General features: G+C 41.3%; 18 protein-coding genes. 8 read left to right on the forward strand and 10 right to left on the reverse strand.

Features of this window, described 5'->3' with window-relative positions; genetic code table 11:
• Window positions 1-65: 65 nt before the first annotated feature.
• Both RMZ41_RS27550 and RMZ41_RS27555 read right to left on the reverse strand, forming a co-directional pair.
• Window positions 66-431: a hypothetical protein gene (locus RMZ41_RS27550; protein WP_322641766.1), complete on the reverse strand. Its 366-nt coding sequence runs from the start codon at window positions 429-431 to the stop codon at window positions 66-68.
• 98 nt (window positions 432-529) lie between these two features.
• The gene (locus RMZ41_RS27555) at window positions 530-2134 is read right to left on the reverse strand and encodes a GMC family oxidoreductase (RefSeq protein WP_322641765.1); all 1605 of its coding nucleotides are present in this window, start codon (window positions 2132-2134) and stop codon (window positions 530-532) included.
• A 605-nt stretch (window positions 2135-2739) separates the two neighbouring features.
• On the opposite strand from RMZ41_RS27555, the gene RMZ41_RS27560 reads away from it, so the two are divergent.
• Window positions 2740-3669 carry an SMP-30/gluconolactonase/LRE family protein gene (locus RMZ41_RS27560; protein ID WP_322641764.1) on the forward strand — a complete coding sequence of 310 codons (930 nt, stop codon included), beginning with the start codon at window positions 2740-2742 and terminating at the stop codon, window positions 3667-3669.
• Window positions 3666-4208, forward strand: coding sequence for a DoxX family protein (locus RMZ41_RS27565; protein WP_322641763.1), 543 nt, complete (start codon window positions 3666-3668; stop codon window positions 4206-4208). The genes RMZ41_RS27560 and RMZ41_RS27565 overlap by 4 nt, the downstream gene beginning before the upstream one ends.
• Window positions 4209-4278: 70 nt before the next feature.
• On the opposite strand, the gene RMZ41_RS27570 is transcribed toward RMZ41_RS27565, so the two are convergent.
• The 8 genes from RMZ41_RS27570 to RMZ41_RS27605 form a co-directional block, all read right to left on the reverse strand.
• Window positions 4279-5262 carry a VOC family protein gene (locus RMZ41_RS27570; RefSeq protein WP_322641762.1) on the reverse strand — a complete coding sequence of 328 codons (984 nt, stop codon included), beginning with the start codon at window positions 5260-5262 and terminating at the stop codon, window positions 4279-4281.
• An 84-nt stretch (window positions 5263-5346) separates the two neighbouring features.
• Window positions 5347-6714, reverse strand: coding sequence for an NAD(P)/FAD-dependent oxidoreductase (locus tag RMZ41_RS27575; RefSeq protein ID WP_322641761.1), 1368 nt, complete (start codon window positions 6712-6714; stop codon window positions 5347-5349).
• Window positions 6715-6767: 53 nt separating this feature from the next.
• Entirely contained in the window at window positions 6768-7010 is a 243-nt protein-coding gene (locus RMZ41_RS27580; protein ID WP_322641760.1) for a hypothetical protein, read from the reverse strand.
• Window positions 7011-7048: 38 nt separating this feature from the next.
• A complete protein-coding gene (locus tag RMZ41_RS27585; RefSeq protein ID WP_322641759.1) occupies window positions 7049-7711 on the reverse strand; it encodes a heme-copper oxidase subunit III in 663 nt (220 codons plus the stop codon).
• Between the two features lie 56 nt (window positions 7712-7767).
• A complete protein-coding gene (ctaD, locus tag RMZ41_RS27590; protein ID WP_322641758.1) occupies window positions 7768-9435 on the reverse strand; it encodes a cytochrome c oxidase subunit I in 1668 nt (555 codons plus the stop codon).
• Window positions 9425-10408, reverse strand: coding sequence for a cytochrome c oxidase subunit II (locus RMZ41_RS27595; RefSeq protein ID WP_322641757.1), 984 nt, complete (start codon window positions 10406-10408; stop codon window positions 9425-9427). Before RMZ41_RS27595 ends, ctaD begins: the two co-directional genes overlap by 11 nt.
• Before the next feature lie 24 nt (window positions 10409-10432).
• Window positions 10433-11026, reverse strand: a complete 594-nt coding sequence (locus RMZ41_RS27600) for a DUF2231 domain-containing protein (protein WP_322641756.1) — start codon at window positions 11024-11026, stop codon at window positions 10433-10435.
• The gene (locus RMZ41_RS27605) at window positions 11023-11517 is read right to left on the reverse strand and encodes a DUF2231 domain-containing protein (protein ID WP_251957213.1); all 495 of its coding nucleotides are present in this window, start codon (window positions 11515-11517) and stop codon (window positions 11023-11025) included. The genes RMZ41_RS27600 and RMZ41_RS27605 overlap by 4 nt, the downstream gene beginning before the upstream one ends.
• Window positions 11518-12041: 524 nt before the next feature.
• Here RMZ41_RS27605 and RMZ41_RS27610 point away from each other — a divergent pair.
• The 6 genes from RMZ41_RS27610 (at window position 12042) to RMZ41_RS27635 (ending at window position 17653) form a co-directional block, all read left to right on the forward strand.
• Window positions 12042-12854, forward strand: a complete 813-nt coding sequence (locus tag RMZ41_RS27610; protein WP_322641755.1) for an SDR family oxidoreductase — start codon at window positions 12042-12044, stop codon at window positions 12852-12854.
• A 78-nt stretch (window positions 12855-12932) separates the two neighbouring features.
• Window positions 12933-13112, forward strand: coding sequence for a hypothetical protein (locus RMZ41_RS27615; RefSeq protein ID WP_322641754.1), 180 nt, complete (start codon window positions 12933-12935; stop codon window positions 13110-13112).
• A gap of 57 nt (window positions 13113-13169) precedes the next feature.
• Window positions 13170-14108, forward strand: coding sequence for a cation diffusion facilitator family transporter (locus RMZ41_RS27620; RefSeq protein WP_322641753.1), 939 nt, complete (start codon window positions 13170-13172; stop codon window positions 14106-14108).
• A gap of 50 nt (window positions 14109-14158) precedes the next feature.
• Window positions 14159-16555: a glycoside hydrolase family 15 protein gene (locus RMZ41_RS27625; protein WP_322641752.1), complete on the forward strand. Its 2397-nt coding sequence runs from the start codon at window positions 14159-14161 to the stop codon at window positions 16553-16555.
• 56 nt (window positions 16556-16611) lie between these two features.
• Window positions 16612-17070: a cupin domain-containing protein gene (locus RMZ41_RS27630; protein ID WP_322641751.1), complete on the forward strand. Its 459-nt coding sequence runs from the start codon at window positions 16612-16614 to the stop codon at window positions 17068-17070.
• 73 nt (window positions 17071-17143) lie between these two features.
• The gene (locus tag RMZ41_RS27635) at window positions 17144-17653 is read left to right on the forward strand and encodes a helix-turn-helix domain-containing protein (protein WP_322641750.1); all 510 of its coding nucleotides are present in this window, start codon (window positions 17144-17146) and stop codon (window positions 17651-17653) included.
• Window positions 17654-17802 lie beyond the last annotated feature (149 nt).

Below are 17802 nucleotides of genomic sequence, written 5' to 3' on the forward strand. Positions count from 1 at the left end.
TTAAAAATTATTATTTCTTTCAATTTTTAATCTTTAATTTTTAATTAAAATTGGTCAACATAGTGCTAAAAGCCTTCTTTAGCTTGCATTTTTTCACCTTGAGGTTTTGATAGTGCTTGTAGTTCTTCCCAACTATAGTGAGTAGGTAATTCAATTGGTTTGCGATCTGCTCCTAATCCTAAGCCTACTGTCGGCTGGAGTTCTTCAATAAATTGCTCGGTGTATCCTACCAGTTCATTGGCTGCAACTCCAAGTGCGATCGCACCTGCAACCCCACCAATTGCAGCACCAACCTTACCACCAATTGAGCGGCCTAGTGCGGCTCCTGCAATTCCGCCTCCGGCTACTCCCAATCCTGTTGCAATAGGATGAGTATTTGGGGGCGTTTGATTTTCTTTTTCTTGGTTAGAAGTAGAGTGTTCTTCGTTCATAATCTGTTTCTCCATATCAAATTAATTAATGAATCTTGTGATGCTTCTTTTTTCATAGCTTTCTACTTCAATCCTTCAGCTATGCGTTAGCGTACCCTCTAGGATCTTGCTACGCGAAGCGTGTGCTTTGCACCCAGGGCTGCTGCAAGTAAATCGCCAACACGCAATGCATTCGCCATAATCGTCAGTGTAGGGTTAACTCCCGAATTTGACGGAAAGAAACTACTATCTACAACATAAAGATTCTCGACATCATGGGTACGGCAGTTGAGATCCAGGACTGAGGTTTTGGGATCTGTGCCAAATCGACAACTACCGCATTGATGGGCAACTGCTTGTTCTGGTATATGAGTGCGGGGATAAATGCTAAATGGCAGGACGTGTTTAGCAGAATGAGGGATTGACTTGAGTACAGATGTCCATCGGTGAATTAAGCGATCGCTTGCTTCAATATTATTCAGTGTATAGTCAACATGAATCTTGTCGCCCACAACCCGAATCCGATTATTGGGGTCTGGTAAATCCTCTGTTTGCAACCACCAGCCAACCGATCGCTCGGCCAGCAAATGGCGCTCAAAATGAGGAATCAGCTTGACAAATGGAGCCATTAGCGGAGGTGCTTCTCCGGGAATCATATCGGCAAGGACATTACCTGTATTCTGTACCATGCCCATTGGATAAGGAAAATCCGGCTCTCCCCAGTAAAAATCATTGACGGCGATCGTTTTTTGAAAGTTAGCGTGATTCACCTCTAGATGTATGGAAACTATGGCTGTTTCCAACTGTTTCATAAAATTCCGCCCCACCTGATCGGAACTATTTGCTAATCCATTGGGATGTTTGTCATTAGCAGAGCGTAACAGCAAAGCAGCTGAGTTGACAGAACCACAGGCAACAACCACAATATCGCCTGCAAACCAATGTTGCTCTCCTGCAATTTCAGTTTCTATCTTCGTCACTTCTCGCCCCGACTCACTGGTATGCAGCCGCAAGACTTTGGCATTAGTTAAGAGAGTAACATTGGCATACTTTTCACGAGCCGGACGAATGGCGTTGACATCAGCATCGGCTTTTGCTTGTACTAAACAGGGGTATCCGTCAAAGGTATCACAGCGAATGCAGAGGCTATTTAGGCGATCGCTTTCATTGAGCTTTAATCCTAGTGGTAGGTGAAATGGATAATAACCCAATTCCCGAATGCCATCAGCAAGAGACTGCATATCTGGCTCATGACTCACTGGCGGATAGGGATATGGTTCGCTGCGAGGTGGTTCGGTGGGGTCTTCTCCTTCCTGTCCATGCACGTCATATAGCTTTTCTGCTTGGGTGTAGTATGGCTCAAAGTCTTGATACTTCAAAGGCCATTCTGGAGAAATTCCTCCTTTATGAATTACCCTTTCAAAATCTCGCTCCCGGAATCGAATTAAGGCTGCACCGTAGAGTTTGGTATTGCCACCAACCCAATAGCCTGTCTGAGGATTAAAGGCTTTGCCTTCCTTGTTATACCATTGCTCATCTGTATGGTAGCGGTGTTTTTGATAAACTTCTTCTGGATTCCAGTTAGCTTTCTCTCTCGGTAAAAAGTTGCCTCTTTCGAGTACTAGAATTTTTTTACCTGTGGGTGCAAGGCGGTGGGCTAATGTACCTCCACCGGCTCCTGTACCGATAATAATGATGTCGTAATGTTCTGTGATGCTAGTCATAATTGATAATTAGTAATTTCATATTAATTACGGTTGAATTTCTTTGATGCCACGCATTAATTTGGCAATAGCTTAAGTTACTTTATAAGTTTTATCAAAATTTAAATAGCTCTAAAGACAGATTCTTATGCTTAGACTAAAACTTTAACTACAATCTTGCTTCTCTCTAATGGGTTAATATTTATTTATACCTAAAGGCAGGTTAGGATTTCATTTTAATTTCATTTTTTATTTCTATTATGTGAATTATCCATATAATCTCTTGAGAAAATTAACAAATAAATTTAACTTGACATTTTTTGCCAAGCCAGCAATTTGATTGTCTGAAAAAATATTTAGTTTTTAACACAAATACTTTTGCTTTTAACAAAAATAGTCTGTTTTGGTGCAATCTATATCTATGGTGCAATGTTATTTGAGAGTAAAAAAATAGAATTAATTTTGTAATAACTAACTTCAATGTTGTATTTAGTAACTGATGAAAATAGCTAAAAATTTTACACTCATTTTGTTACACGATATTAAACATACATCTACAGTATTTTAGTATTAATTTAGACCTGCTATTTATCGTCAGTAGCCAAGTTAAATAACAGGAGATTTCTATGCCTGAAGCTATTGAAATTTATGACGATCGCCTGCATGCTATTGTACGCCCAGGAGCCTTACTTCAAAAGCTTGCCAACAGTGCAGTCCATAGCGAGGGGCCTGTTTACTTCCATGAAGATGACAGTGTTGTGTGGAGCGATGCTCACGGCAACCGCCTGTTGCGGTGGAGTCCTACTGACAATGTAACTGTCCTGCGAGATCCATCTGATTATCAAAGCGGTAATTACCGAGACTTAGAAGGTCGTTTGGTTGCGTGTTCATCTGGTTTGCGTGCTATTATCCGACGCGAACATGATGGTGAATGGAAGGTTTTAGTCGATCGCTACCAAAACAAACGCCTGAACAGTCCAAATGATTTGGTAGTCAAAAGTGACGGCACAATTTGGTTCACCGATCCGCCTTATGGTATCACTGAGCCAAACCAAGGTTACGGCGGCGAACAGGAACAACCCGGAAGTTACGTCTATCGCTTTGACCCGGCAACAGGTGAGATTTATCCTGTAGTAACAGACATGGTGCGCCCTAATGGGTTGGCTTTCAGTCCAGACGAAAGTATGGTGTATGTTTCAGATACAGCTGCGTTCAATATTCCTGGGGGGCCTCATCATATTCGTGTCTATGAGGTTGTGGACGATGGCTATGTAAAGAATGGGCGTGTATTTGCAGTCATTGAGCCAGGACAACCGGATGGACTGCGGGTTGACGAATATGGCAATGTTTTTACTAGTTCTCAAGATAGCGTGCAGATATATGCCCCCGACGGAACTTGCTTAGGAAAAATTTTTGTACCGGAGACATCAGCTAACCTGACTTTTGGTGGTAAGAAACGCGATTCCCTTTCAGGGACACTTCGTGAACGCCTATTTATTACAGCCGGTCATTCGTTATATGTTATCGATCTTAATACCCGTGGTGTACAACTATGATTTATCAATTTGGGTTGGGTGTAGCGATCGCTTTTTTCCTAGCTGCATTTAATTTCTCACAGCTAAGTCCACACTTGTTAAGTTCACTTTCTCCTATATATCCTGACGGATTTCCAGGATTGGCACTTTTACTGCTCAGAGTTAGCCTTGGCTGGTTGTTTATACTACACGGCTATCCCAAGATAACGCATCTTCGACAGTGGGCTGAGTCTCTAAAAACGCCTGTCTTTCTTTGCTTTTTATCAGCTGCATCTATGTTAGGTGGCGGAATTTTTCTGATTATTGGATTCCTCACACTTTTAGCAACTTTGCCCATTCTCTGCTCAATGATTTTTGCGATATATTTGCACATCACTGGAAGTAAGCCTTTTGTAGCTCAAGATCCATACTTAATTCCTCAAGAACAGTATCAGGGTGCTTTAGGACAAGGTGAACCGCCAAGTTGGGAAAAGGCTTTTATGTATTGCGTTATGCTGATTGCGATCGCGGTTTTAGGCCCTGGTGCTTATTCGCTCGATGCTTTGATTTTTGGGCGGTGAATCATCATATTTATGATTCAGTTATTAACAACGCCACATCATAAAAATCAACTACCCACAGCTTCCCACATCAAAATTCCGCAATTAGCAAGATTGCGTGTCCGTCAGGATCTTTAACTAGACAACCTTGCCGATAAGGAAAAGAGCGATCGCTAAATTGTACAATCCGCGACGATACAAATTGAACCCCATTACGCCGTAGCTTATCTACTAACTGCTCAAGATTATTTACAACAAGCTCAATTTGGATATGTGCAATATCGCAGCTTTTCCAGTCACTCGGTATTGGGCGACCTTTTCCAGGCAAAATGTAGTCTAACAGTTCAATTCCCATACCATCTTGAACAGGTCGCAATGCTGTAATTTTGACTTCGGCTCCTGGTAAATTATCCAAGCGAGATTGGGTTGCACGCCAGTTGAGACTGCGGCTATCAATTTGCATTCCCAGGAGGTCGCGGTAAAAGTGTAGACTTTGCTCGGTATTGGAAATAGCGATCGCACTATGATCAATTCCCAAAAACAAGCGATGGTTTTTCTGATGCCATTTCTCTTGTCCTTTATCAGGCGGAAACCAAATTAACTCTAAATTATGACCATCAGGGTCTTTAAACTTGAAAGCGCGGACACCACCAGATGCTTCATTTTCAGGTGGTATTGTCTGCGGCGAAACTGAAATTGGTTCAATGGGAAATGAACGCAAGTGAGCATAAGCACGATCCATATCACTCACTACAATTGCCAGATGTTGAAACCACAGATCGTTACTTTGTGAATCCCTGGGGATGGGTTCACCCTGAATATTAAGATACTCCATCAACTCGATAAGTTCGTCACCTAATCGCAAAGTGACAATGCGAATTTTTGCCCCAGGTACGCCTTCTAAGTCGCTATAATCTTGTCCTTCAACAGTAATGTCAGAAACGAGTTCAAACAAGAGTGCTTGTGTATAGAATTCCAAAGAGCGATGTCTACGACGGGCTACGCCTACGCAGTTTGTTACCGTTAAGCCAATAGCTCTAATTCTTTGTACTTGTACATCGGTTTGACTAGACATATTCAACAGCCTTTGTACTTATAATTGACGTTCTGTTAAAGGAGATTATGTCAAGGAAAAAAGCTTTTTAGCACTCCTCACTCCTTATTTGCTTTTTTCCTCGTCTCCCAACATTTTTAATAATTTTCTGGCAGCTAAAACACTTAAAAATCCTGCACCAACTACTTCTACTGCTTGCACGACTTTTTTACCTACATCGTGAGGGTCGAGGTGGTGATGAAAAATCTCTTCATCCACCCATTCAGTTGTTGCTTTAAAGTCATGAATTGGTGTTGGTAATAGCGTTAAATAAGTGCCTTGACGGATTAAATGCCCAGGTTCTCCTGCAACTTCAAAAACATTGAAAAGGTTAGCGGCAGCATCATTTAACCCCAATTTTAAGAGAGTTCCTCGAATGTTTACTTTAACAGGTTTGAGTTCTTCTCCTAGAGCGATCGCTTTCAAATTGTGAGCAATATTAGCTCCTTGTTGATAAGCAACTTGGGCTGTAGGTGGTAATGAACTATCCTGAACTGCTGCACAATCACCGCCTGCAAAAACTTCTGGAAAGTCGAGTAATTGCATGGTGGGAGTGACTAGAGGACGGTTATGATGATCCCGATGCTCTTTGGGAATTGGTAAGTCTTGAATCAGTGGATGAATGGAAGTACCTGCTGTCCAAATTGTGGTATGTGTTGGCAGTATGTTAACTTGATTATTGCTCTTATATTCAATTGTATTAGGGTGAACAGCAGTGGCTTCTGCTCCCATAAGGATTTCAATTGGTATAGTGCGTTTTTGTAATTCTCTCTCAGCAATTGGGCGTAGTGGATCGTTAATATCGCCATCAAGAATTTTTTGACCATGATTGAGCAGTACCACGTGAATTTCACTCGGATTGCCTCCTAAAGCGCTATACCAATGTGGTAGAAAATCCGCTAGAGTAGCTGCCATTTCTACACCAGAAGCACCACCACCAACAATGACTACTGTTAATAGTTTTCGGCGTTGTTCTGAATCTTCAGTTTGGACGGCTTTGTGCAAACAGTCACGTAAATGACGGTCAAGAGCGATCGCATCTGCTTGTGTCCAGAAAGGAAAGGCATTAACATTCGCACCTTCAACTTGATGATAGCCAGTAACACTACCCAAAGCTAATACTAAGTTGCTGTAATTATAAGAGTTTCCCGAAGCTAATTTGACTTCCCGTTGATGCAAGTCTATCGATTCCACTGCATCTTGAACAAAGATGACACCACTACCTTTGAGTAGTTCCGAAAAACGCGGGACAACCTGAAAGTTTTCCATCTCGCCATCAAAGTATTCATATAGTAATGGTTTAAAACAAAATCGTTCATCTTTATCAATCAAAATAACAGAACGCGGATAATGTTCGTGAGCTAGATGTAAGGCTGTAAATAGTCCGGTAAAACCACCGCCGACAATCACAGTTTGATAAACTTGGCTGTTCATAAAATCCCTCGTAAATCTTGTTTAATTAGAATAATTAATTAATGGAAGTTTTGCTAGATGAAAAACAAAGCTATCACAATAGCGCTGAGAAATACAGCCAATGCAATAGCATATTCAACTCTCCGGCTAAAAAATCCTACAGCGGCGATTAGAGCGATCGCTAACCCAATAATGCCAGCGTATTGCTCTTTTTGTAATCCGCGTGCAATTAGTAGGTCTTGACCTGGTGCTGGAGTTTCTTGAATTGCTTTTGGTGCGAGTTCTGAAGCTGGTATATCTTGCAAGTATAAATTCATCAAATTACTCCTTAAAGAACTGTGGTTTCTAAATGTTTTTATGCCCGCCAGAGGTAGAGAAGCGAGAAAAGAAAGACCCAAATTACATCAACAAAGTGCCAAAATAAAGTAGTCGCACTTGTCCCGAAGTGAGTCTTATTATAATTGCCTGGAATGAATGAGCGAATCAGCATAATTATCTGAAGTACGACACCAGCCAGGACGTGTAGACCGTGAAAACCTGTTAGTAAGTAAAATGTCGAACCAACTAACCCTGTAGTAATCTTGAAATCGAGATTTTTCCACTCAATTAACAGACCAATTAAGAAGTAACTTCCCATTGCGATCGTTATTAACCATAGCCAACGAAATTTCGTGAGTTCATTACGCTTGAGGGCATTTTCTGCTGGTTGAATGACAAAGCTACTAGAGAGTAATACTACCGTATTAATAACTACAATTGTAGACAATTCTGGCCCCGATACACCGGGTGGCAGCCAATTTTTAGTAATCAGTCGTAGAGCAACATAAGTAAAGATAAAACTCAAAAAAATGATGCTTTCTGACAGTAGGAACACGGTAAATCCGAACATTCCTTTACCATGATGATCTTCATGAGTACCGCCACCAGTTGGTAGGAAGCGCTGTAACCAATTGGGCAAGCGTCGCCGCCACAAATCAAAACGGATTGGACTTTCATCTATATGAGTACGACGTTGCATAATTCGTAATTCGTAATTCGTAATTCGTAATTCGTAATTAAAATTTGTCTAACTCCTTACTCAATGTTGTTAGAATTTTCGATTACTGAGTACTTTGGATTGCCGTAGTCATAAGGGGGTCTGGTTACAGTTGGAATCTCCTCAAAGTTATCTCGTGGAGGTGGTGAAGAGGTTGTCCATTCCAATCCAGTAGCGTGCCAGGGATTATCAACTGCCCTCGGCCCGTAGAGCCAAGAGCCTACGATGTTAGCAATAAAAGGCAGGGTGGATGCTCCTAATATGAATGATGCTAGGCTAGCGATGACGTTCCATCCCTGATACTGTGGATCGTAGGAAGAAACTCGGCGGAGCATCCCTTGTAAACCTAATGGATGCATGGAGAAGAAGGTAATATTGGCAGGTATAAAGGTCAGCCAAAAATGTAACTTGCCCCAACCTTCAGCATACATTCTTCCAGTTATTTTGGGAAACCAGTAGTAAATTGCCGCGAAAATTGCCATTGTGATCGTGTTAAAAACGATGTAGTGGAAGTGTCCCACAACAAAGTAAGTATTATTAACGTGGATATCAAAGGGCGTGGCAGCAAGCATTACACCAGTAACACCGCCAAAAATAAACATGGCTGCACCTCCCATTGCAAACAGCATTGGTGTCTCTAGATGTAGCTTGCTTCTCCAAATGGTGGCTGTCCAAGCGAAGGCTTTTATCCCAGTGGGTATTGCAACTAACATTGAGGTAGCCATGAAGGTCATCCGCATCCAACCGGGGGTAGCACTGGTGAACATGTGATGTGCCCAAACGAAGATGCTGATCGCAGCAATACCTAATGTGGCGATCGCAACTGACCGATAACCAAATAGGGGATTGCGAGAAAATGCAGGCAAAACCTCAGCAAATATACCGAAGGCTGGTAGTGCCATGATATAAACTGCTGGGTGAGAGTAGAACCAAAATAGATGCTGGTAAATGATCGGATCGCCATTCCCATCCGGTTTAAAAAATTGTGTACCAACGGATAGGTCAAGCAACAGCAGGATCAATGCAGCTGTCAAGGCAGGTAAATTAATCAGTTGCAATAACTGAGCGCTGAAAACCGACCAAACAAACACAGGCATCCGAAAAAATGTCATCCCTGGGGCGCGCATCCAAAAGATGGTTGTCACAAAGTTGACAGCCCCCATGATGGAAGAGATGCCGATCAAAACTAGGCTGACTATCCAAATAAATTCACCGTTAATAAACTGATCGCCTGGAACTTGCAGACTAATTGGCGGATAAGACCACCACCCAGCTTGTGCAGTGCCGTTTGGCAGGAAAAAGCTAGACAGTAGTAAAAGGCCAGCTGGTGGCAAAATCCAAAAGGAAATGGCGTTGAGCAAGGGAAAAGCCATATCCCGCGCACCAATCATTAGCGGCACTAAGTAGTTAGAAAGCCCTGCATTAAAGGGAATAATCCACAGGAAAATCATGATTGTCCCGTGCATGGTGAACAAACCGTTATAAAGCGGGCGATCGACCAAATTCGATTCTGGGGTGAGCAACTCAGCCCGAATCAGCATCGCCAATAACCCACCAATCAGGAAGAAAATGAAGGTCATCACCATGTACTGAATTCCAATCACCTTATGATCGGTGTTGAAGCTGAAGTATTCCCGCCAAATATTATCCTGCTGGTTCTGCGATTCTCGATCCCCGGTAATCTCTTGACTAAAGTCATGTGTCATTATTTTGCTTCCTTCTATTGGCAATACCAGGTTGAGCAGGTGTGACGGTGTACCAGCCGCTATTAAACAATGTTTTTGGTGCTTGGATATTTTCGGCAACTGCTTGATTTACAGGGGTTTGTTCGCTATTAGCAGTTTGCGTGAGCCACTGATTATATTGATCGAGGGATTCAACGTATACATCCGTTTCCATTAAGGCAAAGTAAGTGCCGCTAAATTGAGAATCTTTCAGCCGATATTTGCCTGCACGAATGGGTGTTAACACAATATCAATGTCGCGCCCTGGAACAATATCCTGCTTTAAGCGAAACTCAGGGACATAGAAACCGTGGATCACATCTTGCGCTTGCAGATTTAAGCGAGTGCTACGATTGATCGGCAGATGCAGTTGATTGCTAGTAACATTATTTGGATAACGAAAAGACCAATCCCACTGCTTAACGAAAACATCAATAGTTTCAGATGCAGGTTTAGGGGCATCGCTAACGGTTGTACCATAGGCGGGTGCAGATTCAAAGAGAGGCATCTGAAAAAGAGCATTCTCCCTGCCCCCTGCTCCTTTTCCCCCTGCTTCTTGTTGGGGTGTATGCAAATGCACGATTTGCTTTAAACCTAAAATATCTAACTGCTGATAAATATTGAAGCTTTGGAAAGCAATCCACACTACTAACAAAGTTGGGGTTGCTGTCCACAATATTTCTAGCCTTGCATCACCTCTAGAAGGATGTCCCTCACTATAGTCTCCTGGGGGGGCGCGATGGAATGCGATCGCATACACCATAACGCCAACTAGCCCAAGGAAGATAAATGCTCCAATTGAGACTAAGAAGCTAAATAAATCATCTACCCGTTGTGCTTCTGTTGTCGCTTGGGGAGGCATCCAAGAAAACGCCTGCTGTCCAATCCATCGACTGATGACGAGCAAAACTGCTACATAAACCGCTATCAATACATATTCAAAAACACTAAACATAAAATTCAATAAATTCTCGTTTAATTATTTGTTGTAAAAATTTTTGGAAATTGTATTAGCAGCAGTAACATGAATCCCAAACTCTTCTCCCAAATGCGCCCCCAATGTTCCGTGGACGAATAATATGCCTAGCATCGCAATCCCTGCTAACAAATAACTCCACTGCACTTGTCTAGAAGCATCCTTCCGCCAGCGATAGCGTTGTAAACCTCTCCATACAGTCATGGCGACAATTATCGCCAACAGCAAAACGCCACCCAAACCATGTAAAAGCATCGTCCAACCAGGACTCAACCCCCAAGCACTCTTTTGATCGACTAGTGGATTTGCCAAAAGTAGCTCAAAAAAACCAGCCGCAACCGTGAAAAATGTAATAGCTGCTGCTGCTATCAGGTTGTACCAGCCGACATCAAAAAAGCTAGAACGGATGGTGGCCAATCCCAAAAATTTGAAAATTGGTTTTTCTAAAGAAAACAGCACTCCTGCTATATCAAAAAGAATGGCAACGATAAATAAACCAAGGGTTAGATGTACTAACTGCGGATGTATAGGAATCTCGTAAGGTAATCCGTTAGCGCCCAACCGCAATCTCAACTGCTCAATCAGTTGTGGGTTCATGGTGAGACTCCCTGTTTCATGGCTTGAACTACAGGTTCAACGTGCAACCCATATACCCAAAACAGCTTACTCCCCAAATACACTTGCACAAATACTAGGCAGACTAACAATGTTGCAGCCCCCAAATAAGCGGGCGGTACTCTTCGGGGGCTGCGGTTGCGAATCACAAAACGCCAAGCTGCGATCGCCGCAACAATCGCCGCCAATGACCAACCCAAGACGGTATGATAATTCAGTGTTGACTGGGCTGCTTCCTGGGCTTGGGCTAGTCCTGCTTCAAATTGACCGAAGATAATTGCGATGAAAATTGCGATCGCCGCCACAAACATATTCCAAAAACTCACCTCAAATAAACGCACGTTACGGGTGAAATAGCCCACCACATCACAGAAAAAAGAAAAAAACACCATCGCAATCACAAAATGAACAACGATTGGGTGTAAAGGGTCAGGGTATGGTAGATTCTGGCTATTGAGAGGTAAAGCAGACATCGCTTTTTCCTTGGGGTATCAGGATCGGTGATTACTAAATAAATCCATTGAATTTTATCATCAATAATCATACATACCTGAAAATATGCATCTCTACAATATTAATAAATAACTTTAGTAAATGCTTACTCGTCATTAATCAAACTCCTGTATAAATAAATTAATCTCAAAAAATTGAAACTATTATAAAATTTATCTCCTGCTTAAGAAAGACATGGAACTGACTTCATCCTTTAAAGATTTCATCCAATAATGAAATCGTGATGAAATTTTTATAGTTCTTTCGGTAGAGATATTTATTATTCCAATGGCTAGAAGCGTTAATTCTTGTAAACCTCTAAAGTAATGCCAGAATCACCAAAATAGCTGTCAAAAATTAAACACCTAAGCAAAATCTATAATTGGTATAAAAATTTCAACGTAGGATAGCTTGCTTCAATTTGGATTCAATCATAAGTTTTCAATATCAGCTATCTTCAAACTTTGAAAATGAAAATACATAGCAAAATTTCTGAAACAGTATTATGAGCTACTCCCCTTACTTACTTAAAGGTCAAAAAGCACTTGTGACAGGTGCTAGTTCTGGAATTGGTGAAGCGATCGCTCGCTATTTGGCTGCATCAGGTGCAGCAGTAGCTATTAACTATCATTCTGAAGGTGAATCAGCCCAAAAAATTGTTGATGATATCAAAGCTAATAATGGCGAAGCATTTGCGATTCAAGCCGATGTCAGCAAAGAAGACCAAGTAAAGGCAATGTTCAGCAAGACACTTCAAGAATTTGGCACTATTGATATTTTAGTAAGTAATGCAGGCATTCAAAAAGACTCAGCATTTATAGATATGACCCTCGATCAATGGAATGCAGTGATTGGGATAAATCTAACGGGACAATTCTTGTGTGCTAGAGAAGCCGCAAAGGAATTCTTGCGTCGAGGTGTGAAGCCTGATATTTCATGTGCGGCAGGTAAGATTATTTGTATGAGTTCTGTACATGAGGTAATTCCTTGGGCAGGTCATGTTAATTATGCTACTAGCAAGGGTGGTATTAATATGATGATGAAAAGTATTGCCCAAGAACTCGCTCCTCATAAAATTCGGGTTAATAGTATTGCTCCTGGTGCAATCAAAACCCCAATTAACAAATCAGCTTGGGATACCCCAGAAGCAGAGGCAAATTTACTAAAACTAATTCCAGCGAAACGTGTGGGAGATGTAGAAGACATCGCTAAAGCAGCAGTTTGGTTGGCTTCTGATGACTCTGATTATGTCAACGGTACAACACTATTTGTAGATGGTGGAATGACTCTGTATCCAGGTTTTACAGACAATGGTTAAGGTAATTCGTAATTCGTAATTCGTAATTCGTAATTCGTAATTTGTAGTCAAAAATTTCATGCTGGGATCGATAGCACAGTGAAGCATCTCATCAACCCGCGAGATCGTGAGATTCTTCGCTCCATTTTATTCCGCTCAGAAGGACAAATTATACCTTTCGCCTACTTTTCAGACATCCTCCTAGAACTCACAAATTTGTCCGTGGGAGACGCTACGGTGGGATTGCGATTCTGGCACGATGGCGAACAAACTCAATAGGAAATTACCCATCTCAATGGTGAATTAGAAATTTCGACATAATTATTATTTACTTTTATGGCAACTGATTCGTCTAATAAAACTATATATGCGGCGATGGGGGCTAATTTAGCGATCGCTATTACTAAATTTATCGCCGCCTCTATTACTGGTAGTTCCGCCATGATATCTGAAGGTATTCATTCAGTTGTAGATACTGGCGATCAACTATTACTTTTGCTGGGAATTAGCAGAAGCCAAAAACCAGCAAATGATAGCCATCCTTTTGGTTACGGTCTAGAACTTTATTTCTGGACTTTTATTGTCGCCATCCTCATCTTTGCCATTGGTGGCGGGATGTCAATTTATGAGGGAATTACTCATTTAATTAACCCTAGCCCTTTAGAAGACCCAACGTGGAATTATATTGTGTTAGGTATAGCAATACTATTAGAGGGTTATTCTTGGACTGTAGCTTTAAAAGAGTTTTTGCCAACAAAGGGTAAACAAAATTTTTGGCAAGCTATCAAAAGCAGTAAAGATCCCACAGTAATTACAATATTATTTGAGGATACTGCCGCAATTTTAGGTTTATTCGTTGCCTTAATCGGAATATTTTTAGGGCATCTATTTAATAATGTTTATTTTGACGGTATCGCCTCAATTATTATTGGCATTATCTTAGCTATAGTAGCAGTAGTACTAGCGAGAGAAAGTAAAGGATTATTAGTTGGTGAAAGTGCCGATCCTCAAACTATAGCCAATATCCGTTCTTTGTCTAAAACAGAACCAGGAGTGAAAGAAGTTATCCGGGTGCTAACAATGCAACTTGCTCCCCAAGAAGTATTACTCAACTTAGAAATTCAATTTTCTCACAATCTTACAGGTGAAGAAATAGCCTTAACTGTAGAAAGTTTAGAAGCAAATATTCGTCAAAAGCATCCTGAAATCAAACAAATTTTTATTGAAGCTAAATCCTTAACTTCATCTCGCAAATATTCTCAAAGTTCTCAATAATTGTTTAATCAAATAAAAATCAACTACAGCGCTGATCTGCACAACAAATTATGGTGAAAATTCTTGGTCAAGGACAGGCTTTTGGCTCACCAGGTATCGAACCTCGATGGACTCATGCCAATAAAGATGGAGTCGGAACAGCTTACTCTACCTCTAGTAATATTTGGTTTACTATCTGGAATGGTGTTGTGACTGAAATCTATCATCCCACAGTAGATAAACCACAAGTTCGGGATTTACAGTATTTAATTTCTGATGGAAAAAGCTTTTTTCACGAAGAGAAACGCCATCTCGAATCAAAAGTTGAACCGATGTGGACTCATGGTTTAGGATATCGCATCACTAATTCCGATCCACAAGGGCGTTATGCTGTAATCAAAGAAGTAATTGCTGACCCGCATTTATCCTGTATTTTACAACGCACAAAGTTAACAGGAGATAGCGATTTTATTTCCCAACTCCAGCTATACGCTTTGTGTGCGCCACATCTGGAAGTTGAAGGTAGAGGTAATAATGGTTACGCTGTACAAGTTGCTGGACATAGAATTCTTACAGCCGAGAAACAAGGAACATGGTTAGCGCTAGGTGCAACAATTCCCTTTACTCGTCTTTCTTGTGGCTACGTTGGTGAAAGTGATGGTTGGACAGATTTAGCTGATAATTTTCAGATGGACTGGGAGTTTGATAGTGTTGTAGATGGCAACATAGCATTAACTGGAGAACTAAATTTAGATAATACTAAAGAGTTTACTTTAGGACTGGCATTTGGGACAAATCTGCATAATGCAATTTCTACACTGTTTCAATCACTCAATATTCCTTTTGAAAAGCAGAAGCAGCAATATAACGAACAGTGGAAGCGATCGCGCCAGGGTCTTAAACCATTAGAAAATAGTTCTTATGACGAAGGTAAGTTGTATCACAACAGCATTAGTCTGTTGTTAGCACACGAAGATAAAAGCTATCCAGGTGCATTAATTGCATCTCTGGCTATCCCTTGGGGTGAAGCCAAAAATGACCAAGACCAAGGAGGATATCACCTTGTCTGGACGCGGGATCTGGTGAGTAGTGTAACAGGTTTGGTAGCTGCTGGGGAAACAGAAACAGCAGTGCGATCGCTAATTTATCTTGCTACGAGTCAACAGGAAGATGGCGGTTTTCCCCAAAATTTCTGGGTTGATGGTAAACCTTATTGGACAGGTATCCAGCTTGATGAGGTGGCATTTCCCATTCTGTTAGCATGGCTATTGCACCAGCAAAAAACTTGTTTAAACTTTGATATTTATCCGATGATTTTGCGGGCGGCTGGTTATTTAATTCGTCACGGCCCAGCTACCCAACAAGAACGCTGGGAAGAAAATAGTGGTTATTCACCATCAACATTAGCATCTAATATTGCCGCCTTAATTTGTGCTGCTCAATTTGTTCGTGAACGTGGGGATGAAACAACAGCAAAGTTTATAGAAGAATACGCTGATTTTTTAGAATCTCATATCGAAGCTTGGACAGTTACTACTGAAGGAACTTTAGTATCTGGCATAAAACGCCATTACATTCGGATTACTCCTACAGATATAAATAATCCTCAACCCAACGAAAATCCTAACCAAGGAACTCTTGTTATTAGCAGTCAACCTCCTGGTGAACCGTCAGAATTTCCCGCGAAAGAAATTGTTGATGGTGGGTTTTTACAATTAGTGCGCTATGGAATTCGCAAACCTGATGACCCGATTATTGTTGATTCTGTCAAAGTAATTGATGCAGTTTTAAAAGTTGATACACCTGCTGGGCCTTGTTGGCATCGTTACAACCACGACGGTTACGGCCAGCAAGAAGACGGCAGTCCTTATACTGGTTATGGTAAGGGACGCGCTTGGCCTCTCTTAACAGGAGAACGAGGACATTATGAATTAGCTATTGGCGGCGATGTCAAAACATATATCAAAGCGATGGAAGGATTTGCTTCAGATACTTGTTTACTACCCGAACAGGTTTGGGATGAAGCAGATATACCTGAAACACATCTGTATTTAGGAAAACCAACGGGTTCGGCAATGCCTTTGATGTGGGCGCACTCAGAGTATATCAAGATGTTGCGGTCAAATCATGATGGTCAGGTATTTGATTTAATTCCACAGATAGCAAATCGCTATTTAGGTGAAAGAAAAGAGTGTAAATCATTTGAAATGTGGAAGTTTAACCGTCAAATAGACAAAGTTGAAAAAGGTTATATATTGCGAATTCACGCTTTAGCGTCTTTTAAATTGCACTGGTCAGATGATAATTGGCAAACCGTAAAAAATACGCCTTCTAATTATACAAAGTTAGGAGTGAATTTTGTAGATATTTCTATTTTTGATAATCAAGAACAACCAATCAACTTTACCTTTTTCTGGATTGAAAGCAGCAAATGGGAAGGACACGATTATACGGTTAGAATTGCGTAATTTCTAATTTATAATTCGCCTTTCAATACTATTTCGGAGCAAAAAGAGCCATTATTATGCAGAATAACTCATCACCCAAACCAACAATTAAATACTGGCACGTCTGGACTGATAACGACGGTATAAGTCACCAATCCCGTTGTCAAATTGAAGACTTCATGGAAAAAGGTATAGCCCCGGATACCTCACCGCAGTGGCTTTCTAATTTGAAGCAGTCCGGTGCTACAATCAGCTTTACTGTGCTACCTGTGGGGTGGATTGGGAACTGGCATGAGAACCCGAAACCCCAGTGGATCATACCTTTGTCGGGACGTTGGTTTGTGGAGACTATGGACGGACAGCGAGTTGAGATGGGAGAAGGCGAAATTTCCTTTGGAGAAGATCAGGGTACGAAAACAGACGCACAAGGTCATAAAGGTCACTTATCTGGAACAGTAGGTGATGCGCCAACTGTTCTAATAATGGTGCAATTTGAAGAGACTTCGACTGTAGACCAATCTTGTCGATTTAGGTAAGTAAATAAGTTATACCAGTTTAATATGAAGCTACATATAATGGTAAGAGGCCAACTCCTAAGTTTAAATAGCCATGAGCCGCCCGTTTAAGATTGAAATAACAGAGAGCGAAGAGGAACTAAAAAAACGTCTACAAACAGCCAACTTGGGAAATCAGAAAGAAAAGCTACAGATGTTGTGGTGGATCAAAACTGAACAAGTAAAGGAACAGCAAGAAATCGGGAAACGCTTGGCAAGAGATACTTCAACGGTCACGAGATGGTTGCAGAAGTACAGAACTGATGGGCTATCAGGGTTATTAGAAATCAAGAAAGCGCCAGGGGCAAAACGAAAAATCGATGATGTTGCGATCGCAGCACTTGAGGAGGAGTTAAAAACAGGAAAGGGCTTTAGTAGCTATGGCGCAATAGTTGATTGGTTAAAACAAGAACATGGGCAAGATATCGAGTATGCAACGGTTTATGCATGGGTACGATATCGATTAGGAGCAAAATTAAAAGTGCCTCGTCCTCAAAGCCATAAGCAAGACGAGAAATTGGTATCTGAATTTAAAAAAAACTCGGAATCATTCTTAATTGTCTAGAAGAACATCTAGCGCCCGGCAAGTGTGTTCGCTACCTGTGCCAGGATGAAACGAGGGTTGGACTCAAAACTCTTACAGGAAAAGTAATTACAGCTTCCGGAGTCAAGCCCACTGTTAAGGTGATATGGCCAAGAGATAACTTTTGGATT

The sequence above is a fragment of the Nostoc sp. DedVER02 genome, from assembly GCF_034530675.2.
GTDB lineage: Bacteria > Cyanobacteriota > Cyanobacteriia > Cyanobacteriales > Nostocaceae > Nostoc.